Source organism: Alloalcanivorax sp. C16-1 (genome assembly GCF_046507805.1).
Lineage (GTDB): Bacteria > Pseudomonadota > Gammaproteobacteria > Pseudomonadales > Alcanivoracaceae > Alloalcanivorax.
Genome location: NZ_JBKFTK010000002.1, coordinates 477,672 through 495,253, shown reverse-complemented (window position 1 = coordinate 495,253; position 17,582 = coordinate 477,672). Strand labels below are relative to the sequence as shown.

Here is a 17,582-nt window from a genome sequence, read left to right as displayed (position 1 = left end):
TAAGGATACAGGATGCAAGGGCCCGCGGCTTGCGCGCCGGCCGCTCCTACGACTTTGCTCCGGTGTAGGAGCGACTTCAGTCGCGATGGGGGTTCAGTGGCCGTCGCCGGGGCGCGTGCTCCAGCCCAGCTTGGAACGGCAGGCCTGATAGAAGTCGTGGCCGGGGGGGTGGATAAGCTGGAGGCGGTGGGGCTTCTTGCGGATGGCGATGACGTCGTCCACCTGGAGGCGCACGCCGGCGGTGCCGTCGCAGCTGACCAGCGGATTCACCTTCTCGGTGGTGATCTTGATCTTGATCTCGCTGTCGCCGTCCACCACCAGCGGCCGGCTGGTCAGGGTGTGCGGGTTGAGCGGCACCATCACCATGGCGTTGAGGCGCGGGTGCATGATCGGGCCGCCGCCGGACAGGGCGTAGGCGGTGGAACCGGTGGGGGTGGACACGATCAGGCCGTCGGAGCGCTGGGCGTAGACGAAGTGGCCGTCGATGTTGAGCTCGAAATCGATCATGTGCACGCTGTCACCGGACAGCAGCACCACGTCGTTGAGGGCGCTGCCCTGCCCCATCACGGTCTTGCCCCGGCGCACTTCCATGTCGAGCAGAAAGCGCCGCTCGGTGGTGTAGTCGCCGTCCAGCACCTGGCCCACCCTGGATTCGATCTCCGAGGGCAGGATGTCGGTGAGAAAGCCCAGGTGGCCGCGGTTGATGCCCAGCACCGGGATGTCATAGCGGGCCAGCGCGCGGGCGGCGCCCAGCAGGCTGCCGTCGCCGCCGATCACGATCACCAGGTCGCAGCTGTCGCCCATCTGCGCGGCGCTGGCGGCCTGCAGCCCCATCTCCGGCAGGCTGTCGGCAATGCCCTTCTCCAGGATCACGGTGCAATCCCGGCCATGCAGAAAATGGATCAGCTGGCGCATGGAATACAGCGCCTGTTCGCTTTCCGAGCGGGCGATCAGCCCGATCACGCGGAATTTCTCTTGGGTCACGTTCCGGGGCCCGTTGCCAGCGCCGGCCCCGGGGTGCGGGAACGGCTATTCGGTAAGGTATTCGTGCAGGGTATCAGTATTGGCGTTCAGGCCGCCATCCAGCACGAACACGTCCAGACCGGCGTTTTTTAACAAAAATGCCGCCGTGGCGCTACGCCGGCCGGTGTCGCAGTAAGCCACATAGGCCCGCCCCGGGTCGAGCAGCCGGGATTTCAGGCGCAGGGCGCCCAGCGGCATATTGGCGGCGGCGGCCAGGTGCTGCTGATCGAATTCGTCGCCGGTGCGCACGTCCAGCCAGCGGCCACCGGCGGCGATGCGGGCCCGCGCCTCGCCGGCGCTGACGGTGTGTACCACCGGCTCGCGCAGCAGGGCGTCGAAATCCTGGCGGTCCAGGCGCATCAGCACGCCGTCGGTGGCCATGGTCACGGTGGCGTTGCGGGGCTTGCCGGAGAGCAGCGCCTCCTCGCCGAACCACTGGCCCTCCTCCAGCATCGCCACCGGCGTGGCTTCGCTCTGGCCTCCCAGGGCGATGGCCACTTCGCACACGCCTTCCTTGATGATGTAGCAGCAGTCCGCCTCCTCGCCCTGGCGGACGATGGCCTCGCCCTCCTTGCAGCGGCGGGCGTGCAGACGGCGGAAAATCTCCAGAATGTTGGTGGGTGGCACGCGGTGAAACAGGTTGGATTTGAGCAGCCGGATCATCCACTCCCGGTCGTGCTGGTAGGCGGCGTTGGCGTTGATGTCGAGAATCACGTAGCCGGCGGACTGGTCCCAGGACAGGATGGTGTCCAGGCGAAAGCTGTCGAAGCGCACCACGCTCACCTCGGTGAGCGCCCGGCAGTCATCGCGGCGCGGCTGGAAATGGCCGAGCGGGTGCCAGGAAGCGCCGTCGCCGGCGCTGACCACACTGCGTTCGCCCCGCTCGCTGAACAGCTCCACCTGACCGCTGAGCAGATAGATGGTGGTGTTGTCCCGGTCACCCTGACGGAACAGGATGTCGCCGGCTTCGTAGCGACGCACCTCCTGCTGGTCGAGCAGCCAGTCGAGCTGATCGCCGGACAGCGCGTTCACCGGCACGAAGGTCTGCAGCAGGCGCTTGTCGATGGATTGGGCCATGACCACCCCTTCCCCTCTGTTTCAAAGGCTGTTTCGGATTCTTTTTCGGTACGCTTCACCGCGTACCCTGCAAAAAACTTACCAATCCCTCACGGCGGGCTCTCGGGCCTCTCTCACCGAAACCTCAACACCCTCTACCGAAACCTCAAAACATTGTCGATGGACGAATCCGAGCGGCAATGGGGGCACCGGTTGGAGTTGCAATCGGAGACGCCGGGCTTGAACTGATTGGGCACGTCCACGCGGATCACCCGCTTGCCGCAAGGGGTCTGCTCCGGCCCCACCGCCACCTGGCACACCGGGTTCTCGTAATGGGCCAGCCAGGCCCGGTAGTGGTCCTCGGTGACCAGGCACTTGCGCGCGGCGAACGCCTGGGGGTTGTTCATGTAATCGGCGATCTGACCGGCGCCCACCGACACATGGCCGGCGCCGGGGTGAAAGGCGATAAAGCTGAGCCCCAGGTCCTCCAGCTTCTCCAGCATCTTGCTGGCGCCGGAATGGGCCACCTGCAGATGGTCCCGCTTGAGATCGGCGATCTCGGCGCGCAGCTGGCCGATCACCTCGTCACGGTTCAGCACGTCCATCTCGCGGCTGTGGATCTCGCCGGCCAGCCGCGCGCGCTCCTCGTCCAAGCGCTGCTCCAGATTGAGTTTGTACTGCTCGGTGAGGCGCTCCAGCCGGCTGCCCCGCGCCGCGTCGCGGCCGGCCTGCTCTTCCAGACTGCGCGCCTGTTCCTCCAGGCTGCCCCGCAGGGCCTCGGCCTGGGCCTTGAGCGAGTCGTTCTGCTCGCGCAGGGCGGTGTTCTGGGATTTCAGGGTCTTGAACTGGGTGAGCACTTTTTCCAACTGGGCGCTGAGGATCTCCTCCTTCTGCTGGCGGGCGTAGCGCAGCCGCGCCAGCTCCTCCTTCTGCCCGGTCTCCAGGGTATGGATACGCAGGCGCAGCTCCTTGATGGTCCGTGCCAGGCGCACCCGCTCCGGGTCACCCTCCTCGCGCACCGGCCGCACCGTGGGCACCTGGCCGGCCAGGGTCGGCACCTCGCCGTCCGGCGGCAGGTCCTCGTCCACTTCCAGGCCCATCTTGGCGCCGCGCCGACGCAGCAGATCCCGCGCCGCCACGAAATCGTTGGCGCCGGGCTTCATGGAGGGGTCCCAGAGCTGGTCCTGGTGCCAGGCCACCGGGCACTGGCTGCGGCAGGCCAGCCGGATTGGCCCGGCGCCCATGTCCGGCCCGGGGCCGCCGTGTTCGGCCAGATGGCGCAGCGGGACGTTCCAGGTGTGATCGGCCATGCCGTCGGCGTCGAAATCAATCAGGAACAGCACCAGGGCCTTGACCTTCAACCGGCCGTTGACCACGCAGTAGGCGCCGCGCATTTCCCGCCCGGCGTACTCCGGCACCCCCACCATGCCGTCCAGAATCGCTTCGAAATCGGCGAACAGCATGCTTTTGCCGATGCCGCCCCGCTCGAAGAACAGAATGGCTTCGGAAGTTACGGACGAGACCGCCATAACGCCTTCCCTTTCGTTGTTATCGGTTGCCGCTTTTTATTGAAAAGAGTGACGCGCGGCGTCACTCCGTGCCCCTTTCGGTCAGCCCCCTGCTCGCCAAGAACCCGTTCGGACGGCGTTCCGGATCGCCGCAGCATAGACAGCGGCGGCACGGCAAAACAAGGAAGCGGATCACCAAACGCAAAGCGGGCGTGGGCGCCGTCGGGCGCGGGACCGGTCAGATTGAAGGTATGGTCGGATTGCAGGTATTGAGAGTGGAGCGGGGAGGGAGAAAACGGCGAGGGCGGGAAATCAGAGGCGACGGGGGCCGGAGCTCACAGCTCCACACCGTCGTCGCACAGTTCATCGTCCAGTTCGTCGAAGCTTTCCAGCCACAATTTCTCTTCGAGTTGGTCTTCCAGATATTCGTCCATGGAGGGACTCCTTTTCTTTCTCTTTCGTTGTTTCTGTTTGGTCGTTTCTTTTTCATCCGTTACTTGCCGATTAGTCTAAAAGCCAGCTCGTGACGGTTTGATGAACACGGCCGTTCCAGTGGCCGCGTGGGAATTTGGAGGGGAACGGGGGGAGAAAAGTTCCCGGCGGGCGCCGGACAAACAAAAAGCGCCGGCTGAGACAGCCGGCGCCAAAATCACTGCAAATGTCTATCAAGGAGAAAAGATCATGAAGAAGTGGCGGAGCGGACGGGACTCGAACCCGCGACCCCCGGCGTGACAGGCCGGTATTCTAACCAACTGAACTACCGCTCCGACTCTCCCCGCGGGCCTGGGCCCGACTTGGGAAACTGGTGGGTGGTGACGGGATCGAACCGCCGACCCTCTGCTTGTAAGGCAGATGCTCTCCCAGCTGAGCTAACCACCCTCTGGGCTTCGCGTTGCGAAGTGGGCGCCATTTTAGGGATTGGGCCCCGGGTGTCAACGGCTTTTTTACCCGGTGGACACCGTTCGTTCATAAATTGCCCGTACCGCCCTCTTCCCGCCCCTCGATAAAGGCTTTGGCGGCCTCCAGGCTGGCGAACCGGCCCGGCAGCGGCCGGCCGTCCGGGCCCGCCACCAGATAATGGGCCACCCGCAGCTGCCAGGTGGCCGGGTCCAGCTCGCCTTCCTCGATGATGGTGTGGCGCCCCCAGGCGAAGCCGTTGCCGATCATGGCTCGCCCACCACCCGCTCGAGAATGATCTCGGCCAGATCGTCCAGCGACAGCCGCCGGTTGGTGCTGAACCAGTTCGGCGTCCAGCCGATCATGCCGGTGAGCAGCCGCCGGATAATGAACGGGTCGGCGCGGAACACGCCCTGCTCGTGCAGCCGGCCCAGCACGTCCAGCCACAGGCGCTCGTAGACATCGCGCAGGGCCAGCGCCCGGCGCTGGTTGTCCTCGCTGAGGCAGCGCCACTCCTGCACCATCACCGTCATCGCTTCGTGGGTGTCGCCCACGGTGGCGGTGAGTTCGGCGCTGATCAGATGGCGCAGCTGCTCCCGGGGCGTGTCGGCGGCGGCCACCGCCTGGCGCAACCGTTCGGTATTGAAACGGATCACCTCTTCCATCACCGAGTAGAGGATGTTCTCCTTGCTTTTGAAGTGATGAAAGATGGAGCCGCTCTGAATGCCCACCGCGGCGGCGATGTCGCGCACCGTGGTGCGGTCGAAGCCCTTGTCGCGGAACAGCCGGGCGGCGGCGCTCAGCAGGCGCCCGCGGGGCGAATCGTCGATACCGTGGATGGACGGGTTGTCGGGCATGAAGGGCTCCTTACTCAGGGGCGCATTAAATCGTCGCGTCTCGACGGCTGCAAGCATGGCTCTTGCCAAACCAAGCGCTTGCTTGGTAGCTTACGGAAACATCCGAACCACGGCAATCAGGACCCGTTTCCATGACCGAACCCGTTCGCATCGGCTGTGCCGCCGGTTTCTGGGGCGACACCAACAGTGCCGCCTTTCAATTGGTCCGCCAGGGGGACATCGACTATCTGGTGTTCGACTATCTGGCGGAGGTGACGCTCTCCATCATGGCCGGCGCGCGCATGAAGGACCCGAACGCCGGCTACGCCCACGATTTCGTGGACCAGGTGATGGCGCCGCTGGCCCGGGACATCCGCGACAGGAAAATCAAGGTGATCAGCAACGCCGGCGGGGTCAATCCACGCGCCTGCCGCGACGCCCTGCGCAAGGTGTTCGAGGCCGCCGGCGTGGACCTGAAAATCGCCCTGGTGGAAGGCGACGACCTGAACGGCCAGCGCGATCGGTTCGCCGGGTGCAAGGAGCTGGACAGCGGCGCGCCGCTGCCGCCCATGACCGTGACCATGAACGCCTATCTGGGGGCGCTGCCGATCAAGGCGGCCCTGGACGCCGGCGCCGACCTGGTGCTGACCGGCCGCATCGCCGATTCCGCCCTGGCCCTGGGGCCCCTGATGCACGAATTCCAGTGGGCCGACGACGACTACGACAAGCTCGCCCAAGGCTCCCTGTGCGGCCATGTGATCGAGTGCGGTGCCCAGTGCACCGGCGGCAACTTCACCGATTGGCGGCAGGTGCCGGACTTCCACAATATGGGCTTTCCCATCGCCGAGTGTTATGCCGACGGCCATTTCGTGGTCACCAAGCCGCCGGGCACCGGCGGCCTGGTGACCCGGGCCACGGTGGGCGAGCAGGTGCTGTACGAAATCGGCGACCCGCGGGCCTATATTCTTCCCGACGTGGTGTGCGACTTCACCGGCGTCACCCTGGAGCAGGACGGCGACAACCGGGTGCGGGTCAGCGGCGCCCGAGGCCGGCCGCCCACCGACAGCTACAAGGTGTCCGCCACCTGGCCCGACGGTCAGCGCATCACCGTGTCGTTTCTGATGGCCGGCCTGGACGCCCCCGCCAAGGGGCAGGCAGTGGCCGACGCCATCCTCACCAAAACCGGCCACCTGTTCGAGCAACTGGGGCTGGCCCCGTTCCGCGACACCAGCGTGGAGATTCTCGGCAGCGAAACCACCTACGGCGCCCACGCCCGGCGCGGCGACACCCGCGAGGTGGTGGTGAAAATCGCCGCCCTGCACGACGATCGCAAGGCGCTGGGCCTGTTCGCCCGGGAAATCGCCCAGGCCGCCACCGGCATGGCGCCGGGGCTGTCCGGGCTGGTCGGCGGCCGGCCCAAGCCGATGCCGCGCATCCGCCTGTTCTCCACCCTGGTGCCGAAGGTGGACGTGACCGCCACCGTGGACCTGGAAGGCCGGCCCATGGAAGTGGGCGTGCCGGTGGGCGAGCCCCTGGATCCGACCACCCTGCCCGCCAGCCAGGGCACCGACACCGCCAGCGGACCCGCCAGCGTGCCGCTGGTGAAACTGGCCTGGGCGCGCTCCGGCGACAAGGGCGACCACGCCAACATCGGCGTGATGGCACGCCGCCCGGAATACGTGCCCTACCTGCGCGCCGCGCTCAGCGACGACGCGGTGGCCGAGTACATGCGGCATGTGCTGGATCCGGAAACCGGCGGCGTCAGCCACTGGGAACTGCCCGGCTTCGACGCCTTCAATTTCCTGCTGCGCCATGCCCTGGGCGGCGGCGGCATCGCCAGCCTGCGCATCGACCCCCAGGGCAAGGCGTTCGCCCAGCAGCTGCTGGATATGCCAATCGCGGTGAGCGAAGAGATCGCTAAAGCACTCGGGTAGCTGCAAGCCGCAAGCGGCAAGCTGGCCGTGCCACCGGTTTGCTTGCCGCTTGTAGCTTGCGGCTTGTAGCCGGCCATTCGTGGCCAGCCGATTTGAATTTTTGCAGTGAGGATATTCTGAATGCCGTACCGTTCCGTATTCCGCGACGACCTGTTCGCCGACAAAACCGTGATCGTCACCGGCGGCGGCTCCGGTATCGGCCGCTGCACCGCCCATGAACTGGCGGCGCTGGGCGCCCGGGTGGTGCTGATCGGCCGCAAGCCGGAAAAACTGCAGGCGGTGGCCGACGAAATCCGCGAGGACACCGGCCGCGAAGCGCTGCCCTTCGCCTGCGACATCCGCGACGAAGAGAAAGTGCGCGACACCGTGGCGGCGGTTTACCAGGCCGTGGGCCAGGTGCACGGTCTGGTCAACAACGCCGGCGGCCAGTTCCCCTCGCCGGTGGCGCTGATCAGCCAGAAAGGCTGGGAAACGGTGATCCGCACCAACCTGACCGGCGGCTTTCTGATGGCCCGGGAAGTGTTCACCCAGGGCATGAACCAGAGCGGCGGCAGCATCGTCAACATCGTCGCCGACATGTGGGGCGGCATGCCCGGCATGGGCCACTCCGGCGCCGCCCGCGCCGGCATGGACAACTTCACCAAGACCGCCGCCCTGGAATGGGCCTGCTGCGGGGTGCGGGTGAACGCGGTGGCGCCGGGCTGGATCGCCTCTTCCGGCATGGATACCTACCCGGAAAGCATGCAGCGCACCATCAAGACCCTGCGCGACGCGGTGCCGCTGAAACGCCTGGGCCTGGAGGCGGAAGTGTCCTCGGCGATCTGCTTCTTGCTGTGCGAGGGCGCCGCCTTTATCAGCGGCGACACCCTGCGCATCGACGGCGCCGCCAGCCAGGGCAACGTGGCCATGTTTCCGCTGCCCGACCATCGCAATTCGCGGCCCTACGACGGCTTCCACCGGGCCGTGACGCCCGCCGTGCTGAAAGACTGAACCACAAGGACACGCCATGACCGTGCTCGACTCCGTCCTCGACCCCAACGGCGAGGCCTACCAACAGAACCGCGCCGCCCTGCTGCGCGCGGTGGACGAGTTCCGCGCCATCGAACAGGCGGTGGTGGACACCGCCGAGGGCAAGCGGGAAAAGTTCGAGAAACGGGGCCAGTTGCTGCCCCATGAGCGGGTGGCCCGGCTGCTGGACGCGGGCTCCCCGTTTCTCAGCCTGATGAACCTGGCCGGCTACAAGATGCACGACGACAAGGACGGCACCGAAGCCGGCGGCGGCACCATCGCCGGCATCGGCTATGTGTGCGGCGTGCGCTGTCTGGTCACCGCCTCCAACTCCGCCATCAAGGGCGGCACGGTGACGCCGTCGGGGCTGCACAAAACCCTGCGCCTGCAGAAGATCGCCCTGGAAAACCGGCTGCCCATGGTGAGTCTGGTGGAATCCGGCGGCGCCAATCTGAACTACGCCTCGGAAGTGTTCGTGGAAGGGGCGCGCACCTTCGCCAACCAGGCGCGGCTGTCCGCCGCCGGCGTGCCCCAGATCACCGTGGTCCATGGCAACGCCACCGCCGGCGGCGCCTACCAGCCGGGCCTGTCGGATTATGTGGTGCTGGTGCGCAACCGCGCCAAGATGTTCCTGGCCGGGCCGCCGCTGCTGAAAGCCGCCACCGGGGAAATTGCCGGCGACGAGGAACTGGGCGGCGCGGAAATGCACACCGGCCAGGCCGGCACCGCCGAGTACCTGGCCGAGAATGACGCGGACGGCATCCGCCACGCCCGCGATATCATGAAGAAACTCGGCCTGAAGGACACGCCGGCCCGGGCCGGTGACTGGAAACCGCCCCGCCATGACGCCGAGGAGCTGCTCGGCGTGGTGCCCGCCGACGCGCGCAAGCCCTATGACGTGCGCGAGATCATCGCGCGCATCGCCGACGATTCGGACTTTCTCGATTTCAAGAACGACTGGGACGCCGCCACCCTGTGCGGCTGGATCGACATCGAAGGCCGCACCATCGGCGTGCTCGGCAACAACGGCCCGATCACCCCGCGCGGCGCCGCCAAGGCCGCCCAGTTCATTCAGCTCTGCGACCAGACCGGCCGGCCGCTGCTGTTCCTGCACAACACCACCGGCTTCATGGTGGGCACCGACGCGGAACAGAACGGCGTCATCAAACACGGTTCGAAAATGATCCAGGCGGTGGCCAACGCCCGGGTGCCCAAGGTGTCGATTCTGGTGGGCGGTTCCTACGGCGCCGGCAACTACGCCATGTGCGGGCGCGGGCTGGATCCACGCTTTATTTTCGCCTGGCCCAACAGCCGGGTGGCGGTGATGGGCGGCCAGCAGGCCGGCATGGTGCTGCGCATCGTCGCCGAGGCCAAGCAGAAAGCCAACGGCCTGGAACCGGACGAAAAGGTGCTGGACATGCTGCAGCAAAGCACCGCCCAGAAACTGGACGCCCAATCCACCGCCCTCTATGCCACCGCGCGCTTGTGGGACGACGGCATCATCGACCCCCGCGACACCCGGAAAGTCCTGGCGTATGTGTTGGATATTTTCCGGCAGGCAGAGGAACGGGATCTGCGCGCCACTACGTTTGGCGTGGCGAGGCTATAAAAGCAGTTGAAAGTGAAAAGTGAAAAATTGAAAGGGCGACTCCGCCGAGAGGCCCTGCCGGTACCAGCCACGAAGCCGCCCTTTTAACTTTGAACTTTTAACTTGCCGGACAAAAACGAAACGGTTTTAACGAACGCGAAAGCCCAGGAGCAAACCCATGCTGTTTACCCAGGAACACGAAGAACTGCGCCGCACGGTGCGCAATTTTGTCGAGAAAGAGATCAACCCCCACGTGCCGGAATGGGAAGCGGCGGGCCGTTTCCCGATCCATGAGGTGTTCAAGAAGATGGGCGACCTGGGGCTGCTGGGGGTCACAAAGCCGGAGGAGTACGGCGGCATGGGCCTGGACTATTCCTACGGTCTGATCGTGGCCGAGGAAATCGGCGGCGCCGCCTGCGGTGGCGTGCCGTTGTCCATCGGCGTGCAGACCGACATGGCCACCCCCGCCCTGGCCCGCTTCGGCTCCGAGGCGCTCAAACGCGATTACCTGGCGCCGGCCATCGCCGGGGACATGGTGGCGTCCATCGCGGTGTCCGAGCCCCATGCCGGTTCCGACGTGGCCAACATCAAGACCAGCGCGAAGAAAGACGGCGACGACTACGTGATCAACGGCACCAAGATGTGGATCACCAACTCCCCCAGCGCCGATTTTTTCTGCCTGCTGGCCAATACCTCCGACGACAAGCCGCACATCAACAAGTCGCTGATCATCGTGCCCAAGGACGCGGCTGGCATCACCGTGGACAAGCCGCTCAACAAGCTGGGCATGCGCAGCTCGGAAACCGCCCAGGTGTTCTTCGACGACGTGCGCGTGCCGCGAAGCAATCTGATCGGCCAGGAAGGCATGGGCTTCATGATGCAGATGATGCAGTTCCAGGAGGAACGGCTGTGGGGCGCCGCCAACGCGCTCAAGGGCTGCGACAATCTGATCCACGACACCATCGAGTACGCCCGCGCCCGCCCGGTGTTCGGCATGTCGCTGCTCGACAACCAGTCGGTGCATTTCAAGATGGCGGAGTTGCAGACCGAGGTGGAACTGCTGCGTGCCCTGGTGTGGCAGGCCTGCGAGACCTATGTGAACGGCGGCGACGTACTGCGCCTGGCGTCCATGGCCAAGCTCAAGGCCGGCCGCCTGCTGCGCGAAGTGGCCGACGGCTGCATGCAGTACTGGGGCGGCAACGGTTTCATGTGGGACAACCCGGCCAGCCAGTTGTACCGCGACGGCCGCCTGGCCTCCATTGGCGGCGGCGCCGACGAGGTGATGCTGGGCATCATCTGCAAAACCATGGGCATTCTGCCGGGTAAAAAGAAATAACCGAGTTGAAAGTGAACAAGCCAATGAAGCTACCCGAGACCCAAGCCATCACCCTGACCCGCGACGGTGGCGTGCTGCACGTCACCCTGAACCGGCCAGAGGCGCGCAACGCCATGAGCCTGGCCATGGTGGAGGAGCTGATGGCCACCTTCGAGGCGGTGGAGAACGACGCCGGCCTGCGCGCCCTGGTGCTGCGCGGTGCCGGCGGCCATTTCTGCGCCGGCGGCGACATCAAGGACATGGCCGGCGCCCGTCAGAAAGCCGCCGAGGGCGACCGCGAGGCGTTCTTCCGACTCAACCGCCGCTTCGGCGAAATGATCACCCGCGCCAACCGGCTGCCGGCGGTGCTGGTCACCGTGCTGGAAGGGGCGGTGATGGGCGGCGGCTTCGGTCTGGCCTGCGTGTCCGATGTGGCCCTGGCCGCCGGCGACGCCCGCTTCGCCCTGCCGGAAACCGGCCTGGGCGTGATTCCGGCGCAGATCGCGCCGTTCGTGGTGCAACGCCTGGGGCTCACCCAGGCGCGCCGCCTGGCGCTCACCGGCGCGCGCTTCGACGGTCACCGGGCACTGGCCCTGGGGCTGGTCCATGAGGTGGCGGATTCCGCCGAGGAACTGGACAAGACGCTGGCCGAACTGCTCACCCAGGTGCGCCGCTGTGCCCCGGGCGCCAACCGCGCCACCAAGGCCCTGGTGCTGGACGTGGACCAGATGCCCATGGACGAACTGCTGGACCGGGCCGCCCGGGAATTCGCCGACGCGGTCAATGGCGACGAAGGCCAGGAAGGCACCCTCGCCTTCGTGCAGAAGCGGGCGCCGTCCTGGGCCGATCATAAGGAACAGCCATGAGCGGGGAGAAGCAACAGCCATGAGCTTTGAGAAAGTACTGATCACTAACCGGGGCGAAATCGCCTGCCGGGTGATCGCCTCGGCGCAATCCCTCGGCTACCGCACGGTGGCGGTGTTTTCCGAGGCGGACGCCGGCGCCCGGCACGTGGCCCTGGCCGACGAAGCGGTGTGCATCGGCCCGGCCACGGCGGCCCGCTCCTACCTGAACAGCGAGGCGCTGCTGGACGCCTGCCGGCGCAGCGGCGCCGACGCGGTGCATCCGGGTTACGGCTTCTTGTCCGAGAACGCGGACTTCGCCGAGGCCTGCGCCGCCGCCGGCGTGGCCTTTATCGGCCCGCCGCCGGCGGCGATCCGCCTGATGGGCTCCAAGCGCCTGTCCAAGATCGCCATGCAGGACGCCGGCGTGCCCTGCGTGCCCGGCTACCAGGGCGAGGCCCAGGACGACGACACCCTGATCCGCGAGGCCCAACGGGTGGGTCTGCCGCTGATGATCAAGGCCAGCGCCGGCGGCGGCGGCCGGGGTATGCGGGTGGTTACCAACGCCGCCGATATCGGCGCCCAGCTGAAAAGCGCCCGCCAGGAAGCGAAAAGCAGCTTCGGCAACGACGAACTGATTCTGGAGCGCGCGGTGATCAATCCCCGCCACGTGGAAATCCAGGTGTTCGGCGACCGCCACGGCAATGTGATCCATCTGGGCGAGCGGGACTGCTCGGTGCAGCGGCGCCACCAGAAAGTGGTGGAGGAAGCGCCCTCCCCGGCGGTGGACGAGGCGCTGCGCGCGCGCATGGGCGAGGCGGCGGTGAACGCCGCCCGGGCCTGCGATTACGTGGGCGCCGGCACGGTGGAATTCCTGCTCGCCGAGGACGGCGACTTCTATTTTCTGGAAATGAACACCCGGCTGCAGGTGGAGCACCCGGTCACCGAGCTGGTCACCGGCCAGGATCTGGTGGCCTGGCAGCTGCGGGTGGCCGCCGGCGAGCCGCTGCCGCTGACCCAGGAACAGGTGGCGCTCACCGGCCATGCCATGGAGGTGCGCCTCTACGCCGAGGACCCGGCCCACAACTATCTGCCGCAAACCGGCACCGTGGCCCGCTGGCGCCCGGCCTCCGGCGAGGGCGTGCGGGTGGATCACGGCCTGATCGAAGGCGCCCGGGTGGGCAGCCACTACGACCCCATGCTGGCCAAGATCATTGCCTTCGGCGCCAGCCGCGACGAGGCCCGCCGCCGCCTGATCCGGGCGGTGGAGGACACCGAGCTGATGGGGCTGGACGACAACCGCCGCTTCCTGGCGGCGATTCTGCGCCACCCCCGCTTCGCCGCCGGGCAGGCCACCACCGCCTTTATCGGCGGCGACTTCGCCGACGACCCGGCGTTGCGGCCGCTGGCGCCGCCGGACGCCCTGTGGGGCCTGGCCGCTCTGTTGTTCGGGCACACCGGAACGTCCGGGCGCGCCCGGGACAACGGCCGGCAACGCGGCTACGCCGGCTGGCATTCCAGCGGCCTGGGCGCCCAGCCCCTGGTGCTGGCCGCCGGTGAAGAGGAACGCACCCTCTACCTGACCCCCTCCGGCCTGCGTGACGGCCCGGCGGTGACCCTGGAGCAGGTGGACGGGGACGGTGGCCTGGTGGCCACCCTGGACGGGGTACGACGCCGCTACCGCTGGTGGCGGGACGGCGATCACCTGTGGCTGCAGGACGGTGCTCTGCGGGTGGTGTTCGAGGATCGCACTCACCGCGCCGGCGCCGGCGCGGATGGCCCCGGATCCGGTCGCATCCAGGCGCCCATGGACGGCGCGCTCACCGAGGTGACCGTGGCGACAGGGGACCGGGTCACCCGCGGCCAAGTTATCGCGGTACTGGAAGCGATGAAAATGGAGCACTCTCTGAGCGCGGATTGTGACGGCGTGGTGGAGGCGGTGAACGCCGCCGCCGGCGACCAGGTGCGCCGACAGCAGGTACTGGTCACCGTGACGCCCGACGCCCCCTGAACGGTGGCGACGGGCGGACGCGCAATGGAATGCGCCCCGGGCCCGCCAGAAACGGCACCCAGGGTGGGTGTCACCGGATGACAAGCGGACCTGTCCCCAAGGCGGGACGATGGTGCCAGAGTGTGCTTCAATAACCCCGGCTTCGGTGCGACTCGCGGGTCGCGCTCGGGGCCTGGGTTTGCTTGCTGGTATACGAAACGGGCGTTAAGGTATCCCCGCTTTCCGAACCCTGGCGGGCACCGCTTTTGAGACGTTTTTTGGCGACCCGTTCCGATGATCGGGGCCGCCGACCCGAGCTCCCGGCACGACCCGGGCATTCCAAGAACACGGATTAATGGAGATCCCATGAGCAACGCCGACGTGATTACGTTGCCCAAGCTGCTGTCCAAGGTGCCCGAGGTGATCGGCAATCTGCCCGGTCTCATCAAGGGTTCCAAGATGAGTAAGAACACCGACGCCACCACCCCGCTGGGTCTGGGGGTGGCCTTCGAGCACGCCACCGAACAGAACCCCAACGGCGTCGCCATTCTCTACGAGGACCGGGAACTCACCTACAAGCAGTTCAATGCCTGGGCCAACCGCATCGCCGACTACCTGGCCTCCATCGGCCTGAAAAAAGGCGACACCGTGGCGGTGGACATCGAGAACCGCCCGGAGCTGCTGGTCACCGTGCTGGGCTGCGCCAAGCTGGGTGTCTGCGCGGCGCTGCTGAACACCTCCCAGAAAGGCAAGGTGCTGGTGCACAGCGTCAACCTGGTGGAACCCAAGGCGGTGATCGTCGGCGAGGAGCTGGTGGCCACCATCCAGGAAATCCGCGACGACCTGGACCTGAAGAAAAACTTCTTCTACTTCGCCGACCAGGACACCCTGGCGGACCCGGGCACCGCGCCGGAAGGCTTCGCCAATCTCGCCACCGAGATCAAGGACTGCTCCAGCGAGAACCCGGCCAGCACCCACCAGACTTTCCTGCACGATCCGCTGTTCTACATCTATACCTCCGGCACCACCGGCCTGCCCAAGGCGGTGGTGTTCAAGCACGGCCGCTGGGAAAAAGCCTACGGCGCCTTCGGCTTCTCCGCCGTGCGCCTCGGCAAGGACGACCGCCTCTACTGCACCCTGCCCTTCTACCATGCCACCGGCATGGTGATCTGCTGGGCCTCGGTGATCGCCGGCCACGGCGGCCTGGCGGTGGCGCGCAAGTTCTCCGCCAGCCGTTTCTGGGACGACGTGCGCAAGCACAACTGCACCGCCTTCGGTTACGTGGGCGAGCTGTGCCGCTACCTGCACGAACAACCGGAAAAGCCGGACGACGCCAACAACCCGGTCAAGGTGATCGTCGGCAACGGCCTGCGCCCGAGCATCTGGAAGCAGTTCAAGAACCGCTTTGACATCGAGCGCGTGGTGGAGCTGTACGCCTCCTCCGAGGGCAACGTGGCCTTCACCAATGTGTTCAACTTCGACAACACCGTGGGCTTCTCCCCGGTCAGCTACGCCATCGTCAAGTACGACAAGGAAGCGGACGAGCCGGTGCGCGACAAGAACGGCCATATGATCAAGGTGGGCAAGGGCGAATCCGGTCTGATGCTCGGCGAGATCACCGACAAGACCCCGTTCGACGGCTACACCGATCAGGACAAAACCGAGAAGGCGATTTTCCGGGATGTGTTCAAGAAGGGCGACGCCTGGTTCAACACCGGCGACATGATGCGTGACATCGGCTTCCGCCACGCCCAATTCGTGGACCGCCTGGGCGACACCTTCCGCTGGAAAGGCGAGAACGTGTCCACCACCGAAGTGGAGCAGATCCTGGACGGCACCGCCCCGGTGGTGGAATCGGTGGTCTACGGGGTGGAAATTCCCGGCACCAACGGCCGCGCCGGCATGGCGGAGCTGCGTCTCAACCAGCCCCACGGCGAGGTGGACTGGGCCGGCCTGACCGCCGAGGTGCAGCGCGAGCTGCCGCCCTACGCGGTTCCGGTGTTCCTGCGCATCACCGACCACGGCGTGGAAACCACCGGCACCTTCAAGCACCAGAAGAACAAGCTCAAGGAAGAGAAATACGATCTGGAGAAAGTGGACGATCCGGTCTATGTGCTGCTGCCCGGCGAGAGCGCCTACCAGCCGCTCACCCCGGAAATCCAGCAGGGCATCGACGGCGGCCAGTACCGCTTCTGACGCCGGGTATCGCGGCTGAAGCGGTACGCCGCCTCAGCCGCGATACGTCCCCTACCCCTCCGGTTCCGCCGGCAACGGCCGGCGCGGCCAGGCGTTGATCACCGCTTTCAGCAGGGTGGCCAGCGGGATGGCGAAGAACACCCCCCACAGCCCCCACACCCCACCGAAAAACAGAATGGCGGTGATGATCGCCACCGGGTGCAGATTGACCGCCTCGGAGAACAGCAACGGCACCAGAATGTTGCCGTCGATAAACTGGATCACCCCGTACACCACCATCACCAGGGCGAAATCCCCGCTCCAGCCAAACTGCAGGTAGGCCACCGCCGCCACCGGCAGGGTGACGATGGTGGCGCCGATATAGGGGATCAGCACCGAGAAGCCCACCAGCACCGCCAGCAGCACCGTGTAGTTGAGCCCCAGGAACAGGAACGCCAGGAAGGTGGCCGCCCCCACCAGCAGGATTTCCACCGCCTTACCGCGCACATAGTTGGCGATCTGCTGATCCATCTCGTCCCACACATGGGACAGAATGCGCCGCCGCTGCGGCAGGAAGCCCAGCACCCAGCCCACCAGCTGCTGGCGATCCTTGAGGAAGAAGAACACCAGCACCGGCACCAGCACCAGGAACACCAGGATGTCCAGCAGGTTGGGAATCGACGACAGGGACAGGGTCAGCACCGACTGGCCGAACTGGGCCATCTCCCGCTGGGTGATGTTGACCAGGGTGTTGACCTGCTCCATGGAGATCATTTCCGGGTAGCGCTGCGGCAGCGCCCGCAGCCAGGTCTCCGCGTTGTGCACGATGTAGGGCAACTGATCGCGCACCAGCAGCACCGTCTGCCGCCATACCATCGGCAGCACCACCACCAGCACCATGGTCAGGGCCGCCAGGAACAGCAGGAACACCAGGTTCACCGACAGCCCCGGCGGCAGCCCCACCCGGTTGAGCTGGGTCACCAGCCCCTGCATCAGATAGGCCAGCACCAGGGCGGTGAGCACCGGCGCCAGCATGCCGCCGAACAGCAACACCACGGCGAAGCCGGCCAGCAGCACCACCAGCAGGTAGACCGCCTCGTCATCGGAAAACCAGGTGTTGAACCAGCCTTTGAACACGTCCAGCATCAGCGTCCCCGCTCCGGCCCCTGGCCTTCCTCGCCGCGGCGGATCAGAAACCGGTATTCCCGGTCGTCATCCTGCCGGCGAACCAGCTCATGGGGAGATTGTCGAAGGTATTCGGGAATGTCCCGGGCCGACCCCGCGTCGGTGGCCGCCACTTCCAGCAAGGCACCGGGCGCCAGGCCTCGCAGTGCCTGGCGGGTCTTCAGCAGCGGCAGCGGGCAGTTCAGGCCGCGGGCATCCAAAAATGTTGTGTCCATGGTGTGATCC

Annotated in this window: 14 protein-coding genes and 2 tRNA genes; 7 read left to right on the top strand and 9 right to left on the bottom strand. The window is 66.4% G+C overall.

Annotation, left to right across the window (positions count from 1 at the left end):
* Positions 1-93: 93 nt before the first annotated feature.
* The 7 genes from ACLD0W_RS09480 to ACLD0W_RS09450 all read right to left on the bottom strand — a co-directional run bounded on the left by ACLD0W_RS09480 (position 94) and on the right by ACLD0W_RS09450 (position 5,341).
* Positions 94-984 carry an NAD(+) kinase gene (locus tag ACLD0W_RS09480; protein ID WP_410307238.1) on the bottom strand — a complete coding sequence of 297 codons (891 nt, stop codon included), beginning with the start codon at positions 982-984 and terminating at the stop codon, positions 94-96.
* Between the two features lie 45 nt (positions 985-1,029).
* Entirely contained in the window at positions 1,030-2,100 is a 1,071-nt protein-coding gene (locus ACLD0W_RS09475) for a cyclic nucleotide-binding domain-containing protein (protein WP_410307237.1), read from the bottom strand.
* 134 nt (positions 2,101-2,234) lie between these two features.
* On the bottom strand, positions 2,235-3,608 hold the full coding sequence (locus ACLD0W_RS09470; RefSeq protein WP_410307236.1) for a hypothetical protein: 1,374 nt from the start codon (positions 3,606-3,608) through the stop codon (positions 2,235-2,237).
* Positions 3,609-4,277: 669 nt separating this feature from the next.
* A tRNA-Asp gene (locus ACLD0W_RS09465) sits at positions 4,278-4,354 on the bottom strand.
* A gap of 36 nt (positions 4,355-4,390) precedes the next feature.
* Positions 4,391-4,466 (bottom strand) — tRNA-Val (locus ACLD0W_RS09460).
* An 87-nt stretch (positions 4,467-4,553) separates the two neighbouring features.
* Positions 4,554-4,754: a hypothetical protein gene (locus ACLD0W_RS09455; RefSeq protein ID WP_410307235.1), complete on the bottom strand. Its 201-nt coding sequence runs from the start codon at positions 4,752-4,754 to the stop codon at positions 4,554-4,556.
* Positions 4,751-5,341: a TetR/AcrR family transcriptional regulator gene (locus tag ACLD0W_RS09450; protein ID WP_410307234.1), complete on the bottom strand. Its 591-nt coding sequence runs from the start codon at positions 5,339-5,341 to the stop codon at positions 4,751-4,753. The genes ACLD0W_RS09455 and ACLD0W_RS09450 overlap by 4 nt, the downstream gene beginning before the upstream one ends.
* A 131-nt stretch (positions 5,342-5,472) precedes the next feature.
* On the opposite strand from ACLD0W_RS09450, the gene ACLD0W_RS09445 reads away from it, so the two are divergent.
* The 7 genes from ACLD0W_RS09445 to ACLD0W_RS09415 all read left to right on the top strand — a co-directional run bounded on the left by ACLD0W_RS09445 (position 5,473) and on the right by ACLD0W_RS09415 (position 16,193).
* On the top strand, positions 5,473-7,254 hold the full coding sequence (locus ACLD0W_RS09445) for an acyclic terpene utilization AtuA family protein (RefSeq protein ID WP_410307233.1): 1,782 nt from the start codon (positions 5,473-5,475) through the stop codon (positions 7,252-7,254).
* A gap of 120 nt (positions 7,255-7,374) precedes the next feature.
* Complete coding sequence (locus tag ACLD0W_RS09440) at positions 7,375-8,244, top strand: SDR family oxidoreductase (RefSeq protein WP_410307232.1); 870 nt, start codon at positions 7,375-7,377, stop codon at positions 8,242-8,244.
* Positions 8,245-8,260: 16 nt separating this feature from the next.
* A complete protein-coding gene (locus tag ACLD0W_RS09435) occupies positions 8,261-9,871 on the top strand; it encodes an acyl-CoA carboxylase subunit beta (protein ID WP_410307231.1) in 1,611 nt (536 codons plus the stop codon).
* Between the two features lie 157 nt (positions 9,872-10,028).
* The gene (locus ACLD0W_RS09430) at positions 10,029-11,186 is read left to right on the top strand and encodes an acyl-CoA dehydrogenase family protein (RefSeq protein WP_410307230.1); all 1,158 of its coding nucleotides are present in this window, start codon (positions 10,029-10,031) and stop codon (positions 11,184-11,186) included.
* 23 nt (positions 11,187-11,209) lie between these two features.
* Complete coding sequence (locus ACLD0W_RS09425; RefSeq protein WP_410307229.1) at positions 11,210-12,031, top strand: enoyl-CoA hydratase/isomerase family protein; 822 nt, start codon at positions 11,210-11,212, stop codon at positions 12,029-12,031.
* A gap of 19 nt (positions 12,032-12,050) precedes the next feature.
* The gene (locus ACLD0W_RS09420) at positions 12,051-14,018 is read left to right on the top strand and encodes an acetyl/propionyl/methylcrotonyl-CoA carboxylase subunit alpha (protein ID WP_410307228.1); all 1,968 of its coding nucleotides are present in this window, start codon (positions 12,051-12,053) and stop codon (positions 14,016-14,018) included.
* Between the two features lie 345 nt (positions 14,019-14,363).
* Complete coding sequence (locus ACLD0W_RS09415) at positions 14,364-16,193, top strand: long-chain-acyl-CoA synthetase (protein WP_410307227.1); 1,830 nt, start codon at positions 14,364-14,366, stop codon at positions 16,191-16,193.
* A 51-nt stretch (positions 16,194-16,244) separates the two neighbouring features.
* Here the strand turns inward: ACLD0W_RS09415 and ACLD0W_RS09410 are convergent, their stop codons facing one another.
* Positions 16,245-17,318: an AI-2E family transporter gene (locus tag ACLD0W_RS09410; RefSeq protein ID WP_410307226.1), complete on the bottom strand. Its 1,074-nt coding sequence runs from the start codon at positions 17,316-17,318 to the stop codon at positions 16,245-16,247.
* Complete coding sequence (locus tag ACLD0W_RS09405; RefSeq protein ID WP_204429141.1) at positions 17,318-17,572, bottom strand: sulfurtransferase TusA family protein; 255 nt, start codon at positions 17,570-17,572, stop codon at positions 17,318-17,320. The genes ACLD0W_RS09410 and ACLD0W_RS09405 overlap by 1 nt, the downstream gene beginning before the upstream one ends.
* Between the last annotated feature and the right edge of the window lie 10 nt (positions 17,573-17,582).

Coding starts and splice junctions, on each gene's coding strand:
- ACLD0W_RS09475 (WP_410307237.1), bottom strand. CDS start 2,100: ATGGCCCAATCCATCGACAAGCGCCTGCTGCAGACCTTCGTGCCGGTG.
- ACLD0W_RS09470 (WP_410307236.1), bottom strand. CDS start 3,608: ATGGCGGTCTCGTCCGTAACTTCCGAAGCCATTCTGTTCTTCGAGCGG.
- ACLD0W_RS09455 (WP_410307235.1), bottom strand. CDS start 4,754: ATGATCGGCAACGGCTTCGCCTGGGGGCGCCACACCATCATCGAGGAA.
- ACLD0W_RS09450 (WP_410307234.1), bottom strand. CDS start 5,341: ATGCCCGACAACCCGTCCATCCACGGTATCGACGATTCGCCCCGCGGG.
- ACLD0W_RS09445 (WP_410307233.1), top strand. CDS start 5,473: ATGACCGAACCCGTTCGCATCGGCTGTGCCGCCGGTTTCTGGGGCGAC.
- ACLD0W_RS09440 (WP_410307232.1), top strand. CDS start 7,375: ATGCCGTACCGTTCCGTATTCCGCGACGACCTGTTCGCCGACAAAACC.
- ACLD0W_RS09435 (WP_410307231.1), top strand. CDS start 8,261: ATGACCGTGCTCGACTCCGTCCTCGACCCCAACGGCGAGGCCTACCAA.
- ACLD0W_RS09430 (WP_410307230.1), top strand. CDS start 10,029: ATGCTGTTTACCCAGGAACACGAAGAACTGCGCCGCACGGTGCGCAAT.
- ACLD0W_RS09425 (WP_410307229.1), top strand. CDS start 11,210: ATGAAGCTACCCGAGACCCAAGCCATCACCCTGACCCGCGACGGTGGC.
- ACLD0W_RS09420 (WP_410307228.1), top strand. CDS start 12,051: ATGAGCTTTGAGAAAGTACTGATCACTAACCGGGGCGAAATCGCCTGC.
- ACLD0W_RS09415 (WP_410307227.1), top strand. CDS start 14,364: ATGAGCAACGCCGACGTGATTACGTTGCCCAAGCTGCTGTCCAAGGTG.
- ACLD0W_RS09410 (WP_410307226.1), bottom strand. CDS start 17,318: ATGCTGGACGTGTTCAAAGGCTGGTTCAACACCTGGTTTTCCGATGAC.
- ACLD0W_RS09405 (WP_204429141.1), bottom strand. CDS start 17,572: ATGGACACAACATTTTTGGATGCCCGCGGCCTGAACTGCCCGCTGCCG.